Source organism: Chromobacterium sp. Beijing (genome assembly GCF_021496765.1).
Classification (GTDB): Bacteria; Pseudomonadota; Gammaproteobacteria; order Burkholderiales; family Chromobacteriaceae; genus Chromobacterium.
This window is the reverse complement of record NZ_CP053750.1, coordinates 4,694,061-4,713,888: the sequence shown is the minus strand read 5'-3', so window position 1 is coordinate 4,713,888 and position 19,828 is coordinate 4,694,061. Positions and strand designations below refer to the sequence as shown.

21 protein-coding genes are annotated in these 19,828 nt (G+C 66.4%); 8 read left to right on the top strand and 13 right to left on the bottom strand.

Translation table 11 applies throughout. The annotated features are described in order from the left end of the window. Window position 1: 1 nt before the first annotated feature. The 11 genes from HQN78_RS22025 to HQN78_RS21975 form a co-directional block, all read right to left on the bottom strand. Complete coding sequence (locus tag HQN78_RS22025; RefSeq protein WP_235086275.1) at window positions 2–1,189, bottom strand: cytochrome D1 domain-containing protein; 1,188 nt, start codon at window positions 1,187–1,189, stop codon at window positions 2–4. Further along, window positions 1,150–1,485, bottom strand: a complete 336-nt coding sequence (locus HQN78_RS22020) for a cytochrome c (protein WP_235086272.1) — start codon at window positions 1,483–1,485, stop codon at window positions 1,150–1,152. Before HQN78_RS22020 ends, HQN78_RS22025 begins: the two co-directional genes overlap by 40 nt. Continuing rightward, window positions 1,467–1,775, bottom strand: coding sequence for a c-type cytochrome (locus HQN78_RS22015; RefSeq protein WP_235086270.1), 309 nt, complete (start codon window positions 1,773–1,775; stop codon window positions 1,467–1,469). Before HQN78_RS22015 ends, HQN78_RS22020 begins: the two co-directional genes overlap by 19 nt. 50 nt (window positions 1,776–1,825) lie before the next feature. After that, a complete protein-coding gene (locus HQN78_RS22010; RefSeq protein ID WP_107800711.1) occupies window positions 1,826–3,508 on the bottom strand; it encodes a nitrite reductase in 1,683 nt (560 codons plus the stop codon). A 77-nt stretch (window positions 3,509–3,585) separates the two neighbouring features. Then, on the bottom strand, window positions 3,586–3,798 hold the full coding sequence (locus HQN78_RS22005; RefSeq protein WP_048410854.1) for a DUF3079 domain-containing protein: 213 nt from the start codon (window positions 3,796–3,798) through the stop codon (window positions 3,586–3,588). Between the two features lie 391 nt (window positions 3,799–4,189). Next, window positions 4,190–6,019, bottom strand: coding sequence for a nitric oxide reductase activation protein NorD (locus HQN78_RS22000; protein ID WP_235086267.1), 1,830 nt, complete (start codon window positions 6,017–6,019; stop codon window positions 4,190–4,192). Between the two features lie 5 nt (window positions 6,020–6,024). After that, window positions 6,025–6,828, bottom strand: coding sequence for a CbbQ/NirQ/NorQ/GpvN family protein (locus tag HQN78_RS21995; RefSeq protein ID WP_107800714.1), 804 nt, complete (start codon window positions 6,826–6,828; stop codon window positions 6,025–6,027). 10 nt (window positions 6,829–6,838) lie between these two features. Beyond that, window positions 6,839–7,093, bottom strand: coding sequence for a cytochrome C oxidase subunit IV family protein (locus HQN78_RS21990; RefSeq protein WP_235086264.1), 255 nt, complete (start codon window positions 7,091–7,093; stop codon window positions 6,839–6,841). Between the two features lie 64 nt (window positions 7,094–7,157). Further along, window positions 7,158–7,733: a cytochrome c oxidase subunit 3 gene (locus tag HQN78_RS21985; RefSeq protein ID WP_107800716.1), complete on the bottom strand. Its 576-nt coding sequence runs from the start codon at window positions 7,731–7,733 to the stop codon at window positions 7,158–7,160. A gap of 40 nt (window positions 7,734–7,773) precedes the next feature. Further along, window positions 7,774–9,201, bottom strand: a complete 1,428-nt coding sequence (locus HQN78_RS21980) for a cbb3-type cytochrome c oxidase subunit I (protein ID WP_227105255.1) — start codon at window positions 9,199–9,201, stop codon at window positions 7,774–7,776. Window positions 9,202–9,234: 33 nt separating this feature from the next. Next, window positions 9,235–9,726: a cytochrome c gene (locus tag HQN78_RS21975; protein ID WP_269473792.1), complete on the bottom strand. Its 492-nt coding sequence runs from the start codon at window positions 9,724–9,726 to the stop codon at window positions 9,235–9,237. Window positions 9,727–9,816: 90 nt separating this feature from the next. Between HQN78_RS21975 and cobA the strand changes: the two genes are divergently transcribed. Genes cobA through HQN78_RS21955 form a run of 4 tightly spaced genes read left to right on the top strand, consistent with a single transcriptional unit; the run spans window position 9,817 to window position 12,606 of the window. After that, the gene (gene cobA, locus HQN78_RS21970; protein WP_235086261.1) at window positions 9,817–10,713 is read left to right on the top strand and encodes a uroporphyrinogen-III C-methyltransferase; all 897 of its coding nucleotides are present in this window, start codon (window positions 9,817–9,819) and stop codon (window positions 10,711–10,713) included. Beyond that, window positions 10,710–11,138 carry a hemerythrin domain-containing protein gene (locus HQN78_RS21965; RefSeq protein WP_048409437.1) on the top strand — a complete coding sequence of 143 codons (429 nt, stop codon included), beginning with the start codon at window positions 10,710–10,712 and terminating at the stop codon, window positions 11,136–11,138. Before cobA ends, HQN78_RS21965 begins: the two co-directional genes overlap by 4 nt. After that, the gene (locus HQN78_RS21960) at window positions 11,135–11,347 is read left to right on the top strand and encodes a DUF2249 domain-containing protein (protein WP_048414059.1); all 213 of its coding nucleotides are present in this window, start codon (window positions 11,135–11,137) and stop codon (window positions 11,345–11,347) included. Before HQN78_RS21965 ends, HQN78_RS21960 begins: the two co-directional genes overlap by 4 nt. Continuing rightward, on the top strand, window positions 11,344–12,606 hold the full coding sequence (locus HQN78_RS21955) for a hypothetical protein (RefSeq protein WP_235086259.1): 1,263 nt from the start codon (window positions 11,344–11,346) through the stop codon (window positions 12,604–12,606). Before HQN78_RS21960 ends, HQN78_RS21955 begins: the two co-directional genes overlap by 4 nt. 123 nt (window positions 12,607–12,729) lie before the next feature. Here HQN78_RS21955 and HQN78_RS21950 read toward each other — a convergent pair whose 3' ends face one another. Next, window positions 12,730–13,086, bottom strand: coding sequence for an NADH-quinone oxidoreductase subunit A (locus HQN78_RS21950; protein WP_019103334.1), 357 nt, complete (start codon window positions 13,084–13,086; stop codon window positions 12,730–12,732). Window positions 13,087–13,482: 396 nt separating this feature from the next. On the opposite strand from HQN78_RS21950, the gene gdhA reads away from it, so the two are divergent. Continuing rightward, window positions 13,483–14,823, top strand: a complete 1,341-nt coding sequence (gene gdhA / locus HQN78_RS21945; protein WP_227105258.1) for an NADP-specific glutamate dehydrogenase — start codon at window positions 13,483–13,485, stop codon at window positions 14,821–14,823. Window positions 14,824–15,030: 207 nt separating this feature from the next. Here gdhA and HQN78_RS21940 read toward each other — a convergent pair whose 3' ends face one another. Beyond that, window positions 15,031–17,394: a penicillin-binding protein 1A gene (locus tag HQN78_RS21940; RefSeq protein ID WP_107800721.1), complete on the bottom strand. Its 2,364-nt coding sequence runs from the start codon at window positions 17,392–17,394 to the stop codon at window positions 15,031–15,033. Between the two features lie 190 nt (window positions 17,395–17,584). Between HQN78_RS21940 and HQN78_RS21935 the strand changes: the two genes are divergently transcribed. Genes HQN78_RS21935 through HQN78_RS21925 form a run of 3 tightly spaced genes read left to right on the top strand, consistent with a single transcriptional unit; the run spans window position 17,585 to window position 19,820 of the window. Next, window positions 17,585–18,622 (top strand): pilus assembly protein PilM, encoded by a 1,038-nt coding sequence (locus HQN78_RS21935; protein WP_227105261.1) that lies wholly within the window; start codon window positions 17,585–17,587, stop codon window positions 18,620–18,622. Next, a complete protein-coding gene (locus HQN78_RS21930) occupies window positions 18,622–19,209 on the top strand; it encodes a PilN domain-containing protein (protein WP_235086256.1) in 588 nt (195 codons plus the stop codon). The genes HQN78_RS21935 and HQN78_RS21930 overlap by 1 nt, the downstream gene beginning before the upstream one ends. After that, on the top strand, window positions 19,206–19,820 hold the full coding sequence (locus tag HQN78_RS21925) for a type 4a pilus biogenesis protein PilO (protein ID WP_235086254.1): 615 nt from the start codon (window positions 19,206–19,208) through the stop codon (window positions 19,818–19,820). Before HQN78_RS21930 ends, HQN78_RS21925 begins: the two co-directional genes overlap by 4 nt. The last annotated feature ends 8 nt before the right edge of the window (window positions 19,821–19,828 follow it).

Below are 19,828 nucleotides of genomic sequence, written 5' to 3'. Positions count from 1 at the left end.
GCTACATCCCGATGCGGCTGGCGCGCCAGCTGAAGAAGATGCCGGACGGGCTCTGCGCCGGCAGTTCGCGCAGCACTTTGAGGCTGGCGGTGTCCACCACCACCAGCTTGTCCTCGTCGCGGCTGGACAACCACACCGCGTCGCCGCGCGGGGTGAACTCCATGTGCAGGATGGCCTTGCCCGGCTTCAGGGTAGCGATCACGCTGCGCGTGGGCACGTCGATGACTTGCACCTTGTCATTGTCCGGGAAGGCGAAATTGACCCAGACCCGCCGGCCGGACGGTTCCGCCATCACGAACACCGGCTGGCCCAGCACCGGGACGGCGGCCTGTTGCGCCCAGCTGCGGTTGTCCGCCAGCAGCACTTCGTGGCGGCCGATGGCGGGCAGGAAGGCGTAATCGCCGGCCAGCGCCCAGCCGCGCAGATGCGGCATCTTGTACACCGGCAGCGGCTGTTGGCCGCGGCCGTAGCCGGCCAGGATGCGGCGCACGCCTTGCTCCGGCCGCCAGGTGTCCAGCAGGGACAGGCCGTCTTCGCCGTACAGCCCGGCCACAAAGTAGCGGCCGTCCATGCTGGCCAGGCCGTCGTAGGGGCGCTTGCCGGCGTCGCGGTAGCGGGTCAGTTTCGGCTGAGCCGGGTCCGCGGCGTCCAGCACATTGATTTCGTCGGCGTCGAACAGCGCGTAAACAAAGCGCCGGCCCGGCAGGTCCGCCAGACCCACCACGCGCGAGGGCTTGCCGTCCGCGCCCGGCGCGGCGGGCACCGAGGCCAGCGGCGCCAGCGTGGCGGCGTCGAACAGGCGCACGCCGCCCGGCTGGTAGTTTTGCGCGGCCAGCACGCGGCCGTCCGAGGAGATGGCGCCGCCTATGCTGTTGCCGGCCTGCACCACCCGTCGTTCCAGCCGCCGGCGCAGCAGATCCACCTTGCTGATGGCGCCGTCGCGGCCAAACACGTAGGCGTAACGCGCGTCGCGCGAGAACACCACCGAGGCGTGGGACAGATCGCCCAGCCCTTCCACCCGGCCCAGGCTTTCCGCGCGGGTATTGTCCACCACTTGCACGCTGCCGCTGGCGCGTTCTATCACCACGCCCAGATCGCCGGTGCCGCGCGGCGCGGCGCAGCCGCCCAGCAGCGCGGCCAAGGCCGGGATCAGGGCGGCGCGCCCTGCTTTAACCAGTAAACCAGCCATATCGCTTCTTCTTCCGTCAGAAAAGGCCGCCAAGGCGGCATCGGGGTGCCGGGCCGGCCGGCCAGGATCACGGCGGCCAGGCCGGCGTCCGGTTTGTCCTTGAGCGCCTCCGGCGTCAGCGGGCTGCCCAGGCCGCCGCGCAGGCTCAGGCCGTGGCAGGCGCCGCAGTCCTGACGCGCCAGGTGGCGCAGCTGGGCCGCCCGCTCCGGCGCGGGGGCCGCCGGCGCGGCGACGGCGGCGCCGCAGAGCAGCAGCAAGACCGCCGCCGCGCCGCGGATCAGCGGTTCAGGATCCATTGCACCATGGCCTTGAGTTCGGCGTCCGGCACTTGCGGGTTGGGCGACATCGGCACCGGGCCGAAGCTGCCGGAGCCGCCCTTTTTCACCTTGTCCATCAGCTTGAGGGCGGCGTCCTGCCCCTTGTACTTGGCGGCCACCTGTTGGTAGGACGGCCCCACCAGCTTGGCGTCCAGCGCATGGCAGGCCAGGCAGTTGTGCTGCTTGAGCAGCGTTTCCGGCGCGGCGGCCGCGGCCGGCAGCGCATGCAGCGCCAGGGCGGCGCAGGCCAGGATCAGGCTTGTTTTCATTGCGTTCTCCTCCGCCCGCCGGGGCTGGCCCGGCAGGCGTGCTGGCGGGGTCAGTAGATGTCGTGCTGGGTGTTGTAGACGTTGAATTTGCCGGTGGGGGTGACCAGGCGCGGGTCCTTGATCACGGCCTTGAGCTTGCGGGTTTTGTCGTCCACCACCACGATGGCGGATTGCTTGTCCTTGGCGCTCCAGACCGAGAACCAGACTTCATCACCGGCCTTGTTGAATTCCGGCTGCAACACGCGTTTGGCGCCGTCGCTCAGGCCAGACCATTCGCCGATCGGCAGCATGGAGAAGCCCTTGTCCAGGTGCTTGATGTCGAACACCGCCACGCTCTGGCTGAGCTTGGCGTCCGGGTTGAACACGGTGTCCACCCACAGATTGGCGGATTGCGGATGGGTCTTGATGAAGAGCGAGCCGCCGCCCTGCCCTTTGAGCGTGCGTACCACTTTCCAGGCCTGGGCCTTGTGTTTTTCCGGATCGGTGCCCACCAGGCTGATGCTGTCGTCTCCCAGGTGGCTGGTGGCCCAGACCGGCCCGTATTGCGGATCGGTGAAGTTGGCGCCGCGGCCGGGGTGCGGGGTTTTGCCCACGTCCACCAGCGCCGCCAGCTTGTCCAGCTTGGTGTCCACCACCGCCACTTTATTGGAAGCGTTGGCGGCTACCATGAAGTAGCGGCCGCTGGCGTCGAAGCCGCCGTCGTGCAGGAATTTGGCGGCGTCTATGGTGGTGGTCTTGAGGTTGGCCAGGTCCGAGTAGTCCACCATCATGATCTTGCCGGTTTCCTTGGCGTTGACCACGAACTCCGGTTTGTAATGGCTGGCCACGATGGAGGCCACGCGCGGTTCCGGGTGGTATTCGTTGTCCACCGTCATGCCGCGGGTGCCGACGATTTTCAGCGGCTTGAGGCTGGCCCCGTCCATGATCACGTATTGCGGCGGCCAGTAAGCGCCGGCCACGGCCAGCTTGTCGTCGTAGCCGCGGTATTTGGAGGTTTCCACCGAGCGCGCTTCCAGGCCGATGCGGATTTCCGCCACGCTGTCCGGCTTGGCCATCCACAGATCCACCAGATTGATCTTGCCGTCGCGGCCGATCACGTACAGGTAGCGGCCGGATTTGGACAGCCGGGAGATGTGCACGGCGTAGCCGGTCTTGATCACGCTGACGATCTGTTTGCTGTGGCCGTCGATCAGCGCGATTTCGCCGGCGTCGCGCAGGGTGACGGAGAACAGGTTGGAGATGTCCAGCTGGTTCTCCTTGCGCCGCGGACGCTTGTCCACCGGCACTTGCACTTTCCAGGTGGCCAGCATGTCCTGCATGCCGAACTCCGGCGGGGTGGGCGGCTCTTGCTGCACGTAGCGCGCCATCAGGTCCACTTGCTGATCGTTGAATTCGCCGGAGGTGCCCCAGTTGGGCATGCCGGCCGGGGAGCCGTATTTGATGAAGGTTTTCAGGTATTCGGTGCCGCGCGCCAGGGTGATGTCCGGCGTCAGCGCCTTGCCGGTGGCGCCTTTGCGCAGCACGCCGTGACAGCCGGCGCAGCGTTCGAAGTAGATTTGCTTGCCGCGGGTGAATTCCGCCTCGGTCATCGGCGGGGCTTTGGCGTTGGCGTTCTGGTGCATCGCCTCGCCGGCGGGCGGGGCGGCGGTGTCCGCCCAGACGGGGGCCGCGGCCAGCGGCAACAGGGCGAGCAAGACGCTCTTGGTGAACAGGGACTGCTTCGGAGACTTCATGGTAGCGCTCCAGCGTTAGGAATAACCCTTTTGCGAGCATGATCATCCCGGACGCATATGGACAGCCTTGATTCGAATCAACGCTTGCCGGAGCCGTCCTGTCCCGTGACCGGGGAATCCTCCAGGCCCCAGTCGCCGTATTGATACCAGTCGTCGCCCAGCACTTCCGCCGGATGTTGGGTGCGGCTGGAGCCGTTGCCGCATTGCAGGGAGTTGGCGGGGCAATAGAGGTCGCAGCCCCAGCAGATGCGTTCGGGGTGGGCGGGGTGCAGCGGGAATTTTTTGGCCATGGAACTCCTTGATTACTTGCTCAACTATGCCAGTTCGCCACTTTTAGGACTTTGCGTGTCATCAACGAAGCAAGCAGGTATGCGACGCTACCCCCGCTCCCTTCAAGCCTGCCGTCGGGTGGCAGGCCCGAGGTCTTAAGCGGCTGCCCTGTTTGAGCGATTTGACGTTAGCAAATCGCGAGTTCAGCCGCGCCTCGGGCCTGACGGGAACCGGCGGGAAGCCGTAGGCCAGGCTTGCAGGGCGGCCTTTGGGGTGTCTACGTGCGAATCTTTGATTCGCTCAGTGATAGGGAATTTGGCCGCGCAAATTCCCCTTCCTGCCCGCCGGGCAGCCCCGGCAATGAAAATCATCATCCGCGCAGCGGATACAAAAAGTTGATTCGCCCCAATCTCACGTCGTCAGACTGGCATACAGCCTGGTCAACGCCTGCGGCAACCTCTCCGCCTGCCTCACCAGCGCATAACCATTGCGGCCGAACAAATGCGGCAGGTAGTCGCCCGCCTCCCGGTCTATGGTCACGCAGAACGGCGTCAGGCCGGCGCGGCGGGCTTCCAGCACCGCCTGGCGCGTGTCCTCTATGCCGTAGCGGCCTTCGTAGTGGTCCAGATCGTTGGGCTTGCCGTCCGAGATCAGCAACAACAAACGGCGCTGCGCCGGCCGCTCGCTCAGGATGCGGGTGCACTGGCGGATGGCCGCGCCCATGCGGGTGTAGTAGCCGGGCCGGATGGCGAGGATGCGGCCGCGAGCGGCGTCGTCGTAACGGTCGGCAAAGTCTTTGAGGATCTGCAAGCGCACTTCCTGCCGCCGCAGCGAGGAAAAGCCGTACAGGCCGAAGTCGTCGCCGCTGGCGCTCAAAGCCTCGGCGAACAGCAGCAGGCTGTCGCGGATCACGTCGATCACCCGGCCGGTTTCGCCCAGCCAGCTTTCGGTGGACAGCGACAGGTCGGCCAGGGTCAGGCAGGCCAGGCTGCGCTCGCCCGGCGGCCAGTCTTGGTACAGCGCCGGTTCGCTCAGCGCCGCGCCGCCGCGCCGTTCCGCAAGGAAGCGGATCAGCCGGTCTAGATCTATGTCCGGCCCGGCGGTTTCGCCGCTGCGCCGGCGGCGCTCCGGCGCCAGCGCCTGGAATTGCCGCCGCAGCCGGCGCGCCAGCGGCTGCAAGCGTTCCGGCAACGGCGCCGGCGCGGCGTCGCGCGGCAGCATCGGCCGCAATAGGCAGTGGTCCTCCACCAGGCATTGCCGCTTCCAGTGCCATTCCGGCAGCTTGATGCCCGGCCCCAGCGGGGTGTCGTCGTAGGCGGCGGCCGGCAGGTCCAGATCGAAGCGCAGCCGGCTGCCGCGGGTATGGGCGTCCTGGCCCAGGGTCAGCCGGTTCATGTCTTCGGCGGCGATTTCACCGTTGCCGTCATCGTCGTCGTCGTTGTGGCGGTTGACTTTGACGTATTCGTCCCAGGTGAACAGGCTTTCCGCGCGGAACACCATCAGCATGCCGTTCTTGCGCTGGTCCTGTTCCATGCGCCGGGCGCGGTAGCGGCGGCGCTGGCGCTGGGCGTCCTTGCCGCCGCCGCGTTCGCCGTCGGCGTGGCGGCTGCCCTGCCCTTCGGCCTCCGTCAGCGGCGGTTCCGGATGCAGCCACAGCGGCACCGGCTGCGGCGGCCGGCTCAACGGCGGCAGCGTCACCGCCTGCTCCGGCCGGCTCAGCGCCGCCTGGATCGCGCGCTCCACCGCGGCTTCCGCCGGCGGCAGGCCGGAGGGCTTCGGCCGCTGCGCCAGCGCGGCCGCCGCCAGCCGGCGGTAAACGGCGGCCAGGCCCGGCATGTCCGCCAAGGCGCGCGCCGCGGCCAAGCGGTTGCGGCTCAGCCAGTCGCCGTCGTTGTCGGCGGCGTAGGCGGCCTGGGCCAGCAGCCAAAAGTAGCAGTCGCGGTTGAGGTCAGTGCTGGGAAAACAATCGATGCGCTCGGGCAGATAGAGCGCCTGGCTGTCCCGCCAGGCCAGCTCCATCCGCGCGCCGGTGCCGGCCAGCCGTTGCAGCCAGCCGCGGCGCGCGCCGTGCTCGGTGCCCACGGTGGTGCGCAGCGCCAGCGCCGGGTCGCCGCCCATCGCGCGGAAGAACAGCGGCGCTTGCGCCGTCACCTGCGCCAGCTCCGCCGCGTATTCCGGAAAGCCGCGCCGCGCCGCGCGCCGCGCCAGTTTGTCCCACCAGCCGCCGACAATGTCTTCCATGCCGCTCAGCCGGGGAATTGGGTCTGGATCACCGCCAGCAGCGCCGCCACGGTGTCGGCGTCGTCGCTCAGCGGTTCCGCCAGCGCGGTGCGGCAGGCTTGCCAGGGCGGCAGGCCCGCCTGGATCAGTTTGGCGGCGTACACCAGTAGCCGCGTGCTGGCGGCTTCTTCCAGGTCGTAGCCGGACAAGCGCCGCAGCTGGCCGGCCAGCGTCACCAGTTGGCGCGCCAGCGCTTCGCCTATCCCGCTTTCCAGCATCAGCACGCCGATTTCCACTTCCGGCGGCGGAAAATCGAAGCTCATGGCGACAAAACGCTGGCGGGTGCTGGGCTTCAGCGTTTTCAGCACGTGTTGGTAGCCGGGGTTGTAGGACACCACCAGCATGAAGCCCGGCGGCGCTTGCAGCACTTCCCCGGTGCGTTCCACCGGCAGGATGCGGCGGTCGTCGGTCAGCGGGTGCAGCACCACGGTGGTGTCTTTGCGCGCTTCCACCACTTCGTCCAGGTAGCAGATGCCGCCTATCCGCACCGCGCGGGTCAGCGGGCCGTCGCACCAGACGGTGGCGCCGTCGGCGATCAGGTGGCGGCCCACCAGATCGGCGGCGCTCAGGTCGTCGTGGCAGGAGACGGTGATCAGCGGCAGGCCGAGCCGCGCCGCCATATGGGCGACGAAGCGGGTCTTGCCGCAGCCGGTGGGCCCCTTGATCAGCACCGGCAATTGCTGACGCCAGGCGGCTTCAAACAGCTCGCACTCGGCGCCTTGCGGCTGATAGAAGGGGACGGGGATAGTCAGGAGTTCAGGCGCGTTCATCGGCGTTCCTTCAGATAAAGCTGAGCAGCAGCGCGGCCGACACCAGCGCCAGCCAGCCCTGCACCAGCGCGCGCAGCCAGCGAGGCGAGGCGCGCAAGCCCATATAGCGCTCCACCAGCAACACGCCCTTGAGCCAGGCCAGGCCCAGCGCGATCAGCGCCAGATGCGGCGGCCGGCCGCCTTCGGCCAGCCAGGCGGCCAGCAGGGTCAGCCCGGACAACAACAGCCACAGACCGGTTTGCGCGAGAGGAGTGGGATGAGTCATGAGGGCATGATGCCGATGCGGCGCGGCGGCCGCCTTGATGCGAAATAAGGCTTTGCGCGGGCGTCTATCTCGCCACGTAGACCAGGGCGAACAACAGCAACCACACCAGATCCACCATATGCCAGTAGGCGGCGGCGGTTTCCACCTCGTCCATCGATCCCGGCTTGTAACGGCCGTCGCGGGCCAGCCGCCACACCGCCGCCACGATCACCATGCCCAACACCACATGCAGGAAGTGAAACACCGTCAACGACAGGTAGAACATCCAGAAGTCGTTGCTGGACATGGTAATCCCTTGCAAGGCCTTGCCCACCAGCTCATAGCCTTTCAAACCGAGAAAGCCGCCGCCGGCCAGCAAGGTCAGCGCCAGCCAGCGCCGCCCGGCGCGCTGCCGGTCGGCGGAGAAGGCGCTGAGCGCGGCCAGGACGGCGGCGCTGCCGGCCAGCAGCAACAGGGTATTGAGCGTGGGCAGGCCCAGCTCCAGTTCGCCCTGCCCTGCCGCGAACAACGCCGGCTGTTGCCGGCGGGCCCAGGCGTAAGCCAGGAAGAACACGCCGAACACCGCCAGCTCGGCCAGGATGAAACACCACATCGCCAGATCGCCCGGCACGCGGCGCTCCGACGGCGCGCTCAGCTCCATGCCAAGGCCTCCCGTGTCGCCGTCCTTGCTTGCGCCACCGTCAATCCTCGCGCTTGCCGGTAACGAAGAAGCTGATCACGTACAACACCAGCCCGCAGAAGAAGCTGATGCCGAACACCCAGCGCCCCCAGTAGATGGGCATGATCCGTTCCTGCGTCTCCATGAAGGACAGCGGCGTGGCGGACATGCGCTGCAACCACACCTGGACCGCGCCGGCGGCGGTCAGGCACAAGGTGATGGCCACGATGGACAGGGTCATCACCCAGAACGCGGTTTTTTCCACCTTCTGCGCCTGCGCGCAATTGGCCTCGCGGCCGCGCAGCAGCGGCATGGTGTAGGAGATCATGGTCAGCACCACCATCACGTAAGCGCCGTAGAAGGCCATGTGGCCGTGGGAGGCGGTCACCTGGGTGCCGTGGGTGTAGTAGTTGACCACCGACAGCGTGCCGATGAAGCCCCACACCCCGGCGCCGAGGAAGGACATCACTCCGGTGCCCAGCGCCCACAAGGTGGCGGCCTGGTTGGGGTGTTCGCGGCGGCGGCGTTTGACCATATTGAAGGCGAACAGGGTCATCATGAAGAAGGGCACCGGCTCCAGCGCGGAGAAGATGGAGCCCCACAGCTGCCAGTAGGCCGGCACGCCTATCCAGAAATAATGGTGGCCGGTGCCGATGATGCCGGTGATCAGGGTCATGGCGATGATCAGGTACAGCCATTTTTCGATCACCTCGCGGTCCACCCCGGTCACTTTCACCAGCACGAAGGCCAGCATCGCGCCCATGATCAGTTCCCACACGCCTTCCACCCACAGGTGCACCACCCACCACCAGTAGTACTTGTCCAGCACCAGGTTGTCCGGGTTGACGAAGGAGAACAGGAAGAACACGGCCAGGCCCCACAGGCCCAGCATCATCACGATGCTGATGCTGGTCTTGCGGCCGGCCAGCAGGGTCATGGACAGGTTGTAGAGGAAGGACAGCGCCACCAGCACGATGCCCACCTTGGTGATCAGCGGCTGTTCCAGATAACCGCGGCCCATGGTGGGCAGCAGATCGTTGCCGGTGAGCCGGGCCAGTTCATGGTAGGGCAGGCCCAGGTAGCCGAGTATGGTCAGCGCGCCGGCCACCAGGAACACCCAGAAGGTGATGATGGCCAGCCGCGGGCTGTGCAGTTCGCGCTCGCTCTCCTCCGGGATCAGGTAATAGCCGGCGCCCATGAAGCCGAACAGCAGCCAGACGATCAGCAGGTTGGTGTGCACCATGCGGGCGGTGCCGAAGGGCACGGCGGGAAACAGGAAATCGCCGATCACGTATTGCAGGCCGATGATCAGGCCAAACACGATCTGGCCGATGAACAGGCCGATGGCGGCGATGAAATAGGGTTTGGCCACGGCCTGCGAGCGGTAGCGCACCTGCGCGACGGCTGCGGTCGCGCCGCGCGGCGGCGTGGCCACGGTAGCGTTGCTCATTGTGTTCTCCAAAGATAAAGGGATGGGACGGGATCAGCCCTCGATATTGGGCGGCCAGTTATTGGTGTTGATCTGCGACGCGTACTTCAGGAAGGCCACCAGGTCGTCCAGCTCGGCCGGGTTCAGATGGAACTGCGGCATCTGGCGGCGGCCCGGCGCGTTGGTCGGCATCGCCTGCATCCAGCCCTTGATGAATTCCGGGCCGCGGCGCACGTAGACGTTGCCCAGCTCCGGCCCAAAGTAAGCGCCCTCGCCCAGCAAGGTGTGGCAGCCGCCGCAACTGCGCGTCTCCCAGATCTTCTTGCCGCGCACCGCCTGCTCGGTGAGCTGGGCCTTGGCGTTATGGCTGGGCAGGGCCAGGGTGGTGTCCAGGGTCAGCCCCAGGAACAACAGGAAAAAGAAAACCGAGCCGCCGTAAAAAATATTGCGGGCGGTCGATTTGGTGAAGCTCGCGCTCATCATGTCCTCCTCGAATGCTTGCACCGCCGGCGCGGTACTCGGGCCGAACTGTACGGATTCGGGCATCCCGGGAGCATTGATTCGAATCAACGATTTCCGGCCGTCCGCCTTCCTACACTGGCGCCATCCGTCATCGCCAACCGCAAGGAGGCCGCCATGATCCGCCCCGTCACCCCTCTTCCCCGCGCCGGACTGAGCGCCTCCGCCCCGCCCTTTCCGCCCGGCAGCGTCGCGCTCTTGGGCGCCGGCCCCGGCTGCGCCGATCTGCTCACCGTGCGCGCCGCGCAGCGCCTGGCCCAGGCCGACGCGGTGCTGTACGACCACCTGATAGACGCCGAGATCCTGCAATTGGCGCCGCCCTCCGCCCGGCGCGTCTGCGTCGGCAAGCGCGCCAGCCGCCACACCTTGCCGCAGGCCGAAATCAACCAGTTGATGATCGCGCTGGCGCGCCAGGGCCTGCGCGTGGCGCGGCTGAAGGGCGGCGATCCCTTCATGTTCGGCCGCGGCGGCGAGGAGATGCGCGCGCTGCTGGCGGCCGGCATCCGCTGCGAGGCGGTGCCGGGCGTCAGCGCGGCGCTGGGCGCGGCGGCCAGCCTGGCGCTGCCGCTGACCCACCGCGACTACGCCCAGGGCTGCCGCTTCGTCACCGGTCACCGCCGCGAAGGCGCGTCGGCGCTGGCCTGGACCGCGGACAGCGGGCCGGACGAAACCGTGGTGGTCTATATGGGCTTGGGCGAGGCCGCCCATATCGCCGAGCAGTTGCTGAACCACGGCCGCGCGCCGGACACGCCGGTGGCCATCGTCGAGCAGGCCTGTATGCCGGGCGAGCGCTGCGTCTGCGGCCGCTTGTCCGAGCTGGGCCGGCTGGCGGAGCAATACCGGCTGCGCGCGCCGGCGCTGTTGATCATAGGCGGCGTGGTGCGTCTGCATCAGGAGCTGGCGGCGCTGCGCGCGGCGCTGGGCCATGGTTTGGGATTCCTTGATCCCGGTCATTCTGCCGCCCCCGCCGCCGCGGCCATACTGCGCGCTCCATCCCACGAGTACACGCCATGAGCGCCATCGACACCCTTGTTGAGCAACACCGCGCCTGCGACGCGCGCTTCGCCGATTGCGAAACCGCGGCCCGCGCGCAGGACTGGGCCTTGGCCCTGAGCCATTTCCAGGCTTTCCGCCGGGAGATGGAAGCGCATTTCGCCGTTGAAGAAGACGCGCTGTTCCCGGCTTTCGAAGCCGCCAGCGGCAGCAGCATGGGGCCGACCCGCATCATGCGCATGGAGCATCAGGACATGCGGGATTTGCTGGAGGACATGGACGAGGCGCTGGCCGCGCAGCATCTGCAAGCTTTCCTGGGCCTGAACGACACCCTGCTCATCCTGATGCAGCAACACAATATGAAGGAAGAAAACGTGCTCTACCCCATGTGCGCGCAAGCGCTGCCGGAAATGGCGGAGTTGATTGCGGAGGGCGCGCAGCCATGACCCCGCAAGACCTGCGCCACCTGGCGCCGCCCGAGCCGATGGAGATCATTCTGGACGCCGCCGAACAAATGCGGCCCGGCGACAGCCGCGCCTGGGTGCTGCCCCACCATCCCACTCCGCTGCTGCCCATGCTGGAAAAAGCCGGCCTGCTGTATCGCTTTGAACTGTCGGGAGACGGCGGCGTCGTGCTGATTCTGAGCCGGCCATGAGCCAGGCCTGGCTGGACTACCAACAGGCGCCGCCGCTGTGGCTGCCGCTGGCCCATATGCTGGCCGCGCCCTGCTGGCTGCTGGCGACGGCGACCTTGTTGGCGGCGCTGCCGGACGGCGCGCCCTCGCGCTTTCTGCCCGAGGTGCTGGCGCTGACCCACGCGCTGGCGCTGGGCGTGCTGGGCAATGCGATGCTGGGGTCCCTGTGGCAGTTGTTGGCGGTGACGGCGGGGGTGCCGATTCCGCATCCGCGCCGGCTGCTGCTGGCTTGTTTTCTGCCCTTGCAGGCCGGCTGCGCGCTTCTGGTGGCCGGTTTCCAGCTGGGTCTGTCGCCGCTGTGGCTGCAGGCGGGCGCCGCGCTGCTGACGCCGGCCTTGCTGACGCCGGCGCTGTTCGGCCTGCGCGGCTTGCTGCGCAGCCCGGCGCGGGACGCCGGCAGCCGGGGCCTGCGGCTGGCGCTGTGCGCGCTGGCCGTCGCCGCCTGTCTTGGCGCGGCCCTGGTCTTGTTGCTGGGCGGCCGCGTCGCGCTGCCCTTGGGTCCCTTGCTGGACAACCATGTGCTGTGGGCGGCGCTGGGTTGGCTGTGGCTACTAGTGCTGTCGGTGGCGCGCACGGTGATCCCGATGTTTCTGGTCACGCCGCCGTCGGCGACGGGGCGGCTGCCGCGGGAGACGTTGTTGTTCGGCCTGCTATGCCTGAGCGGCGTCGCGCTGATCTGGGACGCGCCCGCCGTCGTCTCCGGCCTGCTGGCCTCCTTGGCGCTGTTCGTGCTGTGGCAGGGCCTGCGGCAATTGGACGCGCTGCGGCGCAGCCAGCGCCGCGCCGACCCCCTGCGCCGCGGCTGGCGGGCCAGCCTGATCTGGATGACGGCGGCCGCGCCCTGCGCGCTCGCCGCGCGCCTGCTGCCGCTGTCGGAAGCGCCGCCCATGCTGGCCGGCTGGCTCTGGCTGGGCGGCTTCGGCCTGGGGGCCGTATTGAGCATGCAGGGCAAGATCCTGCCCTTCCTCGCCTGGCTGGACCTGAAACAGCGCGGCCTGCCCAGGCGGCAATTGCCGGCCACCCATGAATTGCTGGGCGAGGCCTCCCACCGCCGGCTGCTGGGCCTGCACGGCGTCTGGGTCGGCTGCGGCCTGGCCTGGATCGTCGGCGGCTATCGCCTGCCGCTGTTCGCCGCCGCGCTGGGACTGGGGCTGTACTGGGCCGGGCTGGCGGCGGCCTTGTTGCGTCGCTATCTCGCCGGCCGGCGCGCCTTGGCCTGAGAACCTGTTTACGATCTGCTGCGCGTCGGCGATACGGCGTTGAACAGGTTCCGGAGCCGCGCCCCAAAAACAAACCCGAGCCGGCAAAGCGGGCGCGGGTGAGGGCGATGGCTCAGCCTATCGTCAGTCCCACTGCAAAGCGCCCTTCTTCCATTCATAGATGAAGCCGACGACCAGCACGCCCAGGAACACCGCCATCGCGCCCAGGCCGAAGCCGCCCAGCTCCTTCAGCGTCACCGCCCAGGGAATCATGAAAGCGACTTCCAGATCGAAGAGGATGAACAGGATGGCCACCAGGTAGTAGCGGACGTCGAAGCGCATGCGCGCGTCTTCGAAGGCCTCGAAGCCGCACTCGTACGGCGACAGCTTTTCCGGATCCGGCCGGTTTGGCCCCAGCAACTTGCCCATCAGCAGCGGCACCACGCCCACCAGCAGTCCGACGACGATGAATAACAGGATGGGAAAGTAATTCTGCAGCATGGGGCCTACTCCTCCGGATGGTTTGGAAAATGAGATAGACCTCCGCCAAGCGCCAAGTTTGCACCTTGAGGGAAATATACCGTTGGAAAGCGGGCTGTCATGACGACCAGGCGCGGGAGGCGCTTGCACGGATATCGGTTACACTGGCCTTTCCCGCCCGCCCGGCCACCCCGAACGGCGCGGCTCCCGGCCCCGCCTCCGATCGGACGCTCCCGCCTTCGCCGCCATGCGGCAACCTGCCCGCTACCCGCGGCCAGGCAAACATACCACCGCTTCGCCGGACACCTCGCTCACAACTCATATCAAGCTTCGGCGCTGCGGACCGCTCTTTACCCGACCCATGACAACACAGGGCCGCCGACGCCTGCGCGGCCCGCCAGACCAAAGGTCTTGTCCATGCATCATGCTCTGCAAACTTTATTGGACCGGGTCCGCCTGCGCGACCCGGAACAGTTCGAATTCCATCAGGCGGCGGCGGAAGTGCTGCACAGCCTGGACGATTTCCTCAGCCGTCATCCGCACCACTTCGACCATGGCCTGCTGGAACGGCTGCTGGAGCCGGAGCGCGTCATTCTGTTCCGCGTGTCCTGGGTGGACGATCACGGCCGCGTCCAGGTCAACCGCGGCTACCGGGTGCAGATGAACAGCGCGCTGGGGCCGTACAAGGGCGGTCTGCGCTTTCATCCCTCGGTGACGCTGGGCACGCTGAAATTCCTGGCTTTCGAACAAACCTTCAAGAACGCCTTGACCGGCCTGCCGCTGGGCGGCGCCAAGGGCGGCGCGGACTTCGACCCCAAGGGCAAGAGCGAGGGCGAGGTGATGCGTTTTTGCCAGGCTTTCGCCAGCGAGCTGTTCCGCCACATCGGCGCCGAGACCGATGTGCCGGCCGGCGACATCGGCGTCGGCGCGCGCGAGATCGGCTATCTGTTCGGGCAGCACAAGCGGCTGAGCAATCAGTTTTCCGGCGTTTTCACCGGCAAAGGCCCCAGCTACGGCGGCAGCCTGATGCGGCCGGAGGCCACCGGCTACGGCTTGGCGTATTTCGTTGAACGCATGCTGGCCACGCGCGGGCAGGCGCTGGCCGGCAAACGCGCAGCCTTGTCCGGCTCCGGCAACGTCGCGCTGTACGCGGCGGAAAAGCTGCTGGCGCTCGGCGTCCGGGTGGTCAGCTTGTCGGATTCGGAAGGCGCGCTCAGCCTGCCGGACGGCCTGAGCCCAGACTTGCTGGCGGCCTTGATCGAGCATAAGCATCAGCGCCGCGGCCGGCTGGCCGCCTTCGCCGCCGACCACGGCCTGGACTTTCTCGTTGGGCAGCGGCCATGGGGTCTGCGCTGCGACATCGCCCTGCCCTGCGCCACGCAAAACGAGCTGGACGCCGACGACGCGGAGGCCTTGCTGGCCAACGGCTGCTGCTGCGTGGCGGAAGGCGCCAATATGCCTTGCACCGCCCAGGCGGCGCAGCGCTTCCAGCGGGCCGGCGCGCTGTACGCGCCCGGCAAGGCGTCCAACGCCGGCGGCGTGGCGGTGTCCGGCCTGGAAATGAGCCAGAACGCCACCCACCTGCCCTGGAGCGCTCAGGAGGTGGACGCCCGGCTGCGCCGGATCATGGAGGAGATTCACGAGGCCTGCGTGCGGCATGGCGGCCAGCCGGACGGCGCGGTCGACTACGCCCGCGGTGCCAATGTGGCGGCCTTCGGCAAGGTGGCCGCGGCGATGCTGGCGCAAGGCGTGATCTGAGCTAGCCGCCCATGCAAAAGCCCGCCGGAAGGCGGGGCTATGCAGCGTTGAATGGAACACGTTTTTAGAACCTGTTTACGATCTGCTGCGCGTCGGCGATGCTGCGTTGAAAACTGCTTCGAAATGCTCATGTACCGTATGTACATTCCGCTTCCTCAGCCGTTTTCGCCTTGTCTCGCCTTAGCTCGCGAGATCGTAAACACGTTCTTAGAACAGCTGGTCTTTGACGTTCTCCACCGCATCCTGAGCGGCCGGCTTGTCCGGCGTCTCGCTGGCGCCGCCGCTGGCGTCGCCGCCTGCGCCCGGCACCGCGCCGTGGTTGTCCACTTTCAGCTCCGGATTGGTCTTCTGGAACTCTTCGTAGTAGTACTCGTCGCCGCCGCGCTGGCCGGCGCCGGCCTTGACCACGAGGCCTTCCGGCACCGGCATGTCTACTTCCGGCTGGCCCTTGAGCGCGTTGGCCATGTAGTTGATCCATACCGGCAGCGCCGCGGTGCCGCCGTAACCGTAACGGCCCAGCGAGCGCGGCTGATCGAAGCCCACCCAGGCCGCGGCCACCAGATTGGGGTTGTAGCCGACGAACCAGGCGTCCTTCCAATCCGAGGTGGTGCCGGTCTTGCCGGCCAGATCGGTGCGGCCCAGGCTCATCGCGCGGTAGCCGGTGCCGTAGCGCACCACGTCCTTGAGCATGGAGCTCATGATGAAGGCGTTGCGCGGGTCTATCGCCTGCGGCGCGTTCTGACCGGCGACGGTGGGCACGGTCTTGGCCAGCACGCGGCCGGACTGGTCTTCGATGCGGTCGATGAAATAGCCTTTGCTGCGGTAACCGCCGTTGGCGAACACCGAGTAGCCCTCCACCATTTGCAGCGGCGTCACCGCGCCGGCGCCCAGCGCCATGGTCAGATAGGCCGGATGCTGCTTGGCGGCGAAGCCGAAACGCTGGATGTACTGCTGGGCGTAATCGGTGCCGGTGGCCATCAGCACCCGCACCGACACCAGGTTCTTGGACTGGGTCAGGCCGGTGCGCATGGTGATCATGCCGGCGAATTTGCCGTTGTCGTTCTTGGGCTCCCAGCGCTGACCGTCCGCGCCCACCACCGACAGCGGCGCGTCGTTGATCATCGTAGACGGCGTCAGGCCGCGCTCGATGCCGGCGGAGTAGATGAAGGGCTTGAAGGTGGAACCGGGCTGACGCCAGGCCTGGGTCACATGGTTGAAGCTGCGACGGTTGAAGTCGAAGCCGCCCACCAGCGCGCGGATCGCGCCGCTGCGGGTGTCCATGGACACGAAGGCGCCTTCCACTTCCGGCATCTGCACGATTTCCCAATAGCCTTTTTCATGCGCGCGGATGCGGATCACCGAACCGCGGCGGATCTGCTGCGCGGCGCTGACCTTGCCGCCCAGCGCGCGGCGCGCGAAGTCCAGGCCGTTGCCCTTGATCACCGCCACCTTGCCGCCGCGCATATAGGCGCGCACTTCCGACGGACTGGCGGACAACACGATGGCCGGCAGCATGTCGCCGCTGTCGCGCAGTTCGCTGATGGCGTCGTCCAGCGCTTCGGTCTGCTGCTCGCCTTCGACGCCGGACAGTTCCACCGTGCTTTCCGGGCCGCGATAGCCCATTTTGCGGTCGTAATCCACCAGGCCGGCGCGCAGGGCGTCGTACGCCCATTTCTGATGGCGGCTGTCCAGAGTGGTGTAGACCTTGAAGCCTTCGGTGTACGCCGATTCGCGGTAGCGCTCGTACATCGCCTGGCGCACCATTTCCGCCACATACTGCGCCGGCTGGCTGCTGCTGTCGGCGCTCTGACTGGCCAGCTTCATCGGCTCGGCCAAGGCGGCGTCGTATTGCTCCTGGGTGATGAAATTAAGCTCGCGCATCCGGCGCAACACGTATTGCTGACGCAGACGGGCGCGGTCCGGATTGACGATGGGGTTGTAGGCGGACGGGGCCTTGGGCAGGCCGGCCAGCATCGCCATTTCCGCCACGGACAGATCCGCCAGCGGCTTGCCGTAATAGGCCTGCGCCGCGGCGGAGAAGCCGTAGGCGCGCTGGCCCAGATAGATCTGGTTGAAGTACAGCTCCAGGATCTGGTCCTTGCTCAGCGTGTGTTCGATCTTGAAGGCCAGCAGCGCTTCATTGAACTTGCGGGTAAAGGTTTTCTCGCTGGACAGGAAGAAGTTCTTGGCCACCTGCATGGTGATGGTGCTGGCGCCGGAACGGGCGTGTCCGGACACCAGATTGCCGACCGCGGCGCGCACCACGCCGACGTAATCGACACCGCTGTGCTGGTAGAAACGCTCGTCTTCGGCCGCCATCACCGCCTGTTTCATCAGCTGCGGCACTTCGTGGATGCGGGAGAAGGAACGACGCTCTTCGCCGAATTCGCCTATCAGTTGATTGTCGGCGGAATATACGCGAAGGGGAATTTTCGGACGATAGTCCGTCAGTACATCAAGACTCGGCAAGCGCGGGTAGGTTATGATGATTGCAATGGCGCCTGCGCCAGCAACCAATACGGCTCCACCTAGAAACAGACCTGCAAGTATTGCAAGGATTCGTCTTAGCATATTTACAATGGGCTTTCACTGGAAACCGGATTATAACGTCTTGTGAAAGCACGCAAGACAAACAATGGCAGCGACAGGCCAAAAAACTGTCGCATAGGACCAATCGAGGCACCTGATGCTCATCGACAAACTCAAAGCCGCCCCTCCCTGGCTAGAACAACTTGGATTGGCTAAGGCTAAAAATGTTCCAATGTTGGGACTGGATATCAGCAGCACCGCCGTCAAACTGGTGGAGCTTTCACGCTCGGGGAAAAACTGCCAGGTCGAACGCTATGTGATCGAAGCCTTGCCCAAGGACGCGATCAGCGACGGCAATCTGGTGGATATCGAGGGCATCGCGGAAACCCTGCGCCGCGCCTGGAAACGGCTGGGCAGCCCCACCCGCCACGTCGCCATCGCCATCCCCACGGCGATGGCGATTTACAAGAAGCTGCTGGTGCCGGTCAGCCAGACCGACAACCTGGCGGAATTGATCGAATCCGAAGCCAATCAGAGCATTCCCTTCCCGCTGGAAGAGGTGAATCTGGACCATCAGGTGCTGGGGCCGGCGCCGTCCAGCATCGACGATCTGGAAGTGCTGCTCTGCGCCGCCCGCAAAGAGAAGGTGGAGGAGCGCGTGGCGGTGGTGGAGATGGCCGGCCTGCGCGCCCAGGTGGTGGACGTCGAATCCTTCGCCATGATGACGGCCTTCGAGCAGGTCGAACAGCAATTGCCGGAACAGGGCATGAACCAGACCTTCGCCCTGTTCGACATCGGCGCCACCCGCATCCACTGCAACGTCATCCGCAACAACCAGCAAGTCTATTATCGCGAACAAGTGTTCGGCGGCCAGCAACTGACGCGCGACATCCAGCGCCGCTACGGCATCAGCTATGAAGAGGCGGAAAGCGGCAAACGCGGGATGAGCCTGCCGGACGGCTATGAATCCGAACTGATGCATCCCTTCGTCGATTCTCTGGCCCAGGAGATACAGCGCGCGCTGCAGTTCTTCTACACCACGGTCAGCGTGTCGCAATACCTGCGCGTCGACTACATCCTGCTGGCCGGCGGCTGCAGCATGCTGCCGGGCCTGGACGACGCGGTGGCCGGCCGCACCCAGATCAGCACCATGATCGCCAATCCGTTCAGCACCATGGTGCAGTCCAGCCACATCCGCCTCAAGGAATTGCTGATGGACGCGCCGGCCTTGCTGGTGGCCTGCGGCCTGGCCATGCGGAGGTTCGACTGATGATACGCATCAACCTCCTCCCCCACCGCGAACAGAAAAAAGCCGCGCACCGGCTGCGCTTCCAGGTGATGCTGGGCCTGACGCTGGTGGCTTCGCTGGCCCTGGTGGTGCTCAGCTATCTGATCATCGGCGGCCGCCTGTCCCACCAGCAGCAGCGCAATGATTTCCTGCAGGGCGAAATCGCCAAACTGGACAACCAGATCAAGAATATCGGCACCTTGAAGAAGCAGCGTGACGATCTGCTGTCGCGCAAACAGCTGGTGGAACGGCTGGAACAGGGCCGCAACGAAGGCGTGCACGTCTTCGACCAACTGGTGCGCCAAACCCCGGACGGCGTCTATCTGAGAAGCTTCAAGCAGGCCGGCAACCAGTTCTCGCTGTCCGGCTACGCCTTGTCCGGCGCGCGGGTCTCCAACTATATGCGCAGCCTGGCCCAATCCAACGTCTTTGACGCGCCGGTGCTGGTCGAAGTGAAGGCCTCCAACATCAACGGCCAGCGCGCCAACGAATTCACCCTGAACTGCAGCCTGCGCGAAGCCGCCCCGCCCAAAGCCGGCAAGCCCGCCTCACCCGGAGCCAAGCCATGACGCTGGACGAATTGCGCACGCTGGACCCCAAGGACATCACCAACTGGCCGTTGCAAGGCCAGGCCATCGCGCTGGCGCTGCTGGTCGCCTGTTTCGTCGGCCTCGGTTATTTCTTCGTGCTCAGCGAGGAACTGGACCGCCTCAACGCCGCCAAGCAACAGGAAGAGCAGCTCAAGCAGACTTATGTCGACAAGAAGCGCCAGGCGGTCAACCTGGACGCGCTGCAACAGCAGTTGAAGGAAATCGACGCCTCCTTCGGCGCCCTGCTCAAGCAGCTGCCGACCAAGTCGAACATGGACACGCTGTTGACCGAGATCAACCAGGCCGGCATCGGCCGCGGGCTACAGTTCGAGCTGTTCCGGCCCAACCCGGAAATCAAGACGGCCGAGATGGCGGAAGTGCCGATCACCATTCGCCTGACCGGCAGCTATAACGACCTGGCCGCCTTCGTCAGCGATGTGGCGCAGCTGTCCCGCATCGTCACCATAGCCGACATCAGCCTGACGCCGGATCCCAAAGGCGCGCGCCTGACCATGGACGCCACCGCCAAGACTTTCCGCGCGCTGGAGCCCGAGGAGCGGACCGCGCAGGCGGCCCCTCCCAACAAGTGAGCCGCACA

Bases quoted from the DNA above. Each gene is read 5' to 3' on its own strand.
- HQN78_RS21965 (WP_048409437.1), top strand. From the start codon at position 10,710: ATGAGCGCCATCGACACCCTTGTTGAGCAACACCGCGCCTGCGACGCG.
- HQN78_RS22000 (WP_235086267.1), bottom strand. From the start codon at position 6,019: ATGGAAGACATTGTCGGCGGCTGGTGGGACAAACTGGCGCGGCGCGCG.
- HQN78_RS22025 (WP_235086275.1), bottom strand. From the start codon at position 1,189: ATGGCTGGTTTACTGGTTAAAGCAGGGCGCGCCGCCCTGATCCCGGCC.
- HQN78_RS22010 (WP_107800711.1), bottom strand. From the start codon at position 3,508: ATGAAGTCTCCGAAGCAGTCCCTGTTCACCAAGAGCGTCTTGCTCGCC.
- HQN78_RS21985 (WP_107800716.1), bottom strand. From the start codon at position 7,733: ATGGAGCTGAGCGCGCCGTCGGAGCGCCGCGTGCCGGGCGATCTGGCG.
- HQN78_RS21925 (WP_235086254.1), top strand. From the start codon at position 19,206: ATGACGCTGGACGAATTGCGCACGCTGGACCCCAAGGACATCACCAAC.
- HQN78_RS21995 (WP_107800714.1), bottom strand. From the start codon at position 6,828: ATGAACGCGCCTGAACTCCTGACTATCCCCGTCCCCTTCTATCAGCCG.
- cobA (WP_235086261.1), top strand. From the start codon at position 9,817: ATGATCCGCCCCGTCACCCCTCTTCCCCGCGCCGGACTGAGCGCCTCC.
- HQN78_RS21950 (WP_019103334.1), bottom strand. From the start codon at position 13,086: ATGCTGCAGAATTACTTTCCCATCCTGTTATTCATCGTCGTCGGACTG.
- HQN78_RS21975 (WP_269473792.1), bottom strand. From the start codon at position 9,726: ATGCCCGAATCCGTACAGTTCGGCCCGAGTACCGCGCCGGCGGTGCAA.
- HQN78_RS22005 (WP_048410854.1), bottom strand. From the start codon at position 3,798: ATGGCCAAAAAATTCCCGCTGCACCCCGCCCACCCCGAACGCATCTGC.
- gdhA (WP_227105258.1), top strand. From the start codon at position 13,483: ATGCATCATGCTCTGCAAACTTTATTGGACCGGGTCCGCCTGCGCGAC.
- HQN78_RS21955 (WP_235086259.1), top strand. From the start codon at position 11,344: ATGAGCCAGGCCTGGCTGGACTACCAACAGGCGCCGCCGCTGTGGCTG.
- HQN78_RS21930 (WP_235086256.1), top strand. From the start codon at position 18,622: ATGATACGCATCAACCTCCTCCCCCACCGCGAACAGAAAAAAGCCGCG.
- HQN78_RS21940 (WP_107800721.1), bottom strand. From the start codon at position 17,394: ATGCTAAGACGAATCCTTGCAATACTTGCAGGTCTGTTTCTAGGTGGA.
- HQN78_RS21980 (WP_227105255.1), bottom strand. From the start codon at position 9,201: ATGAGCAACGCTACCGTGGCCACGCCGCCGCGCGGCGCGACCGCAGCC.
- HQN78_RS22015 (WP_235086270.1), bottom strand. From the start codon at position 1,775: ATGAAAACAAGCCTGATCCTGGCCTGCGCCGCCCTGGCGCTGCATGCG.
- HQN78_RS21960 (WP_048414059.1), top strand. From the start codon at position 11,135: ATGACCCCGCAAGACCTGCGCCACCTGGCGCCGCCCGAGCCGATGGAG.
- HQN78_RS21935 (WP_227105261.1), top strand. From the start codon at position 17,585: ATGTTGGGACTGGATATCAGCAGCACCGCCGTCAAACTGGTGGAGCTT.
- HQN78_RS21990 (WP_235086264.1), bottom strand. From the start codon at position 7,093: ATGACTCATCCCACTCCTCTCGCGCAAACCGGTCTGTGGCTGTTGTTG.
- HQN78_RS22020 (WP_235086272.1), bottom strand. From the start codon at position 1,485: ATGGATCCTGAACCGCTGATCCGCGGCGCGGCGGCGGTCTTGCTGCTG.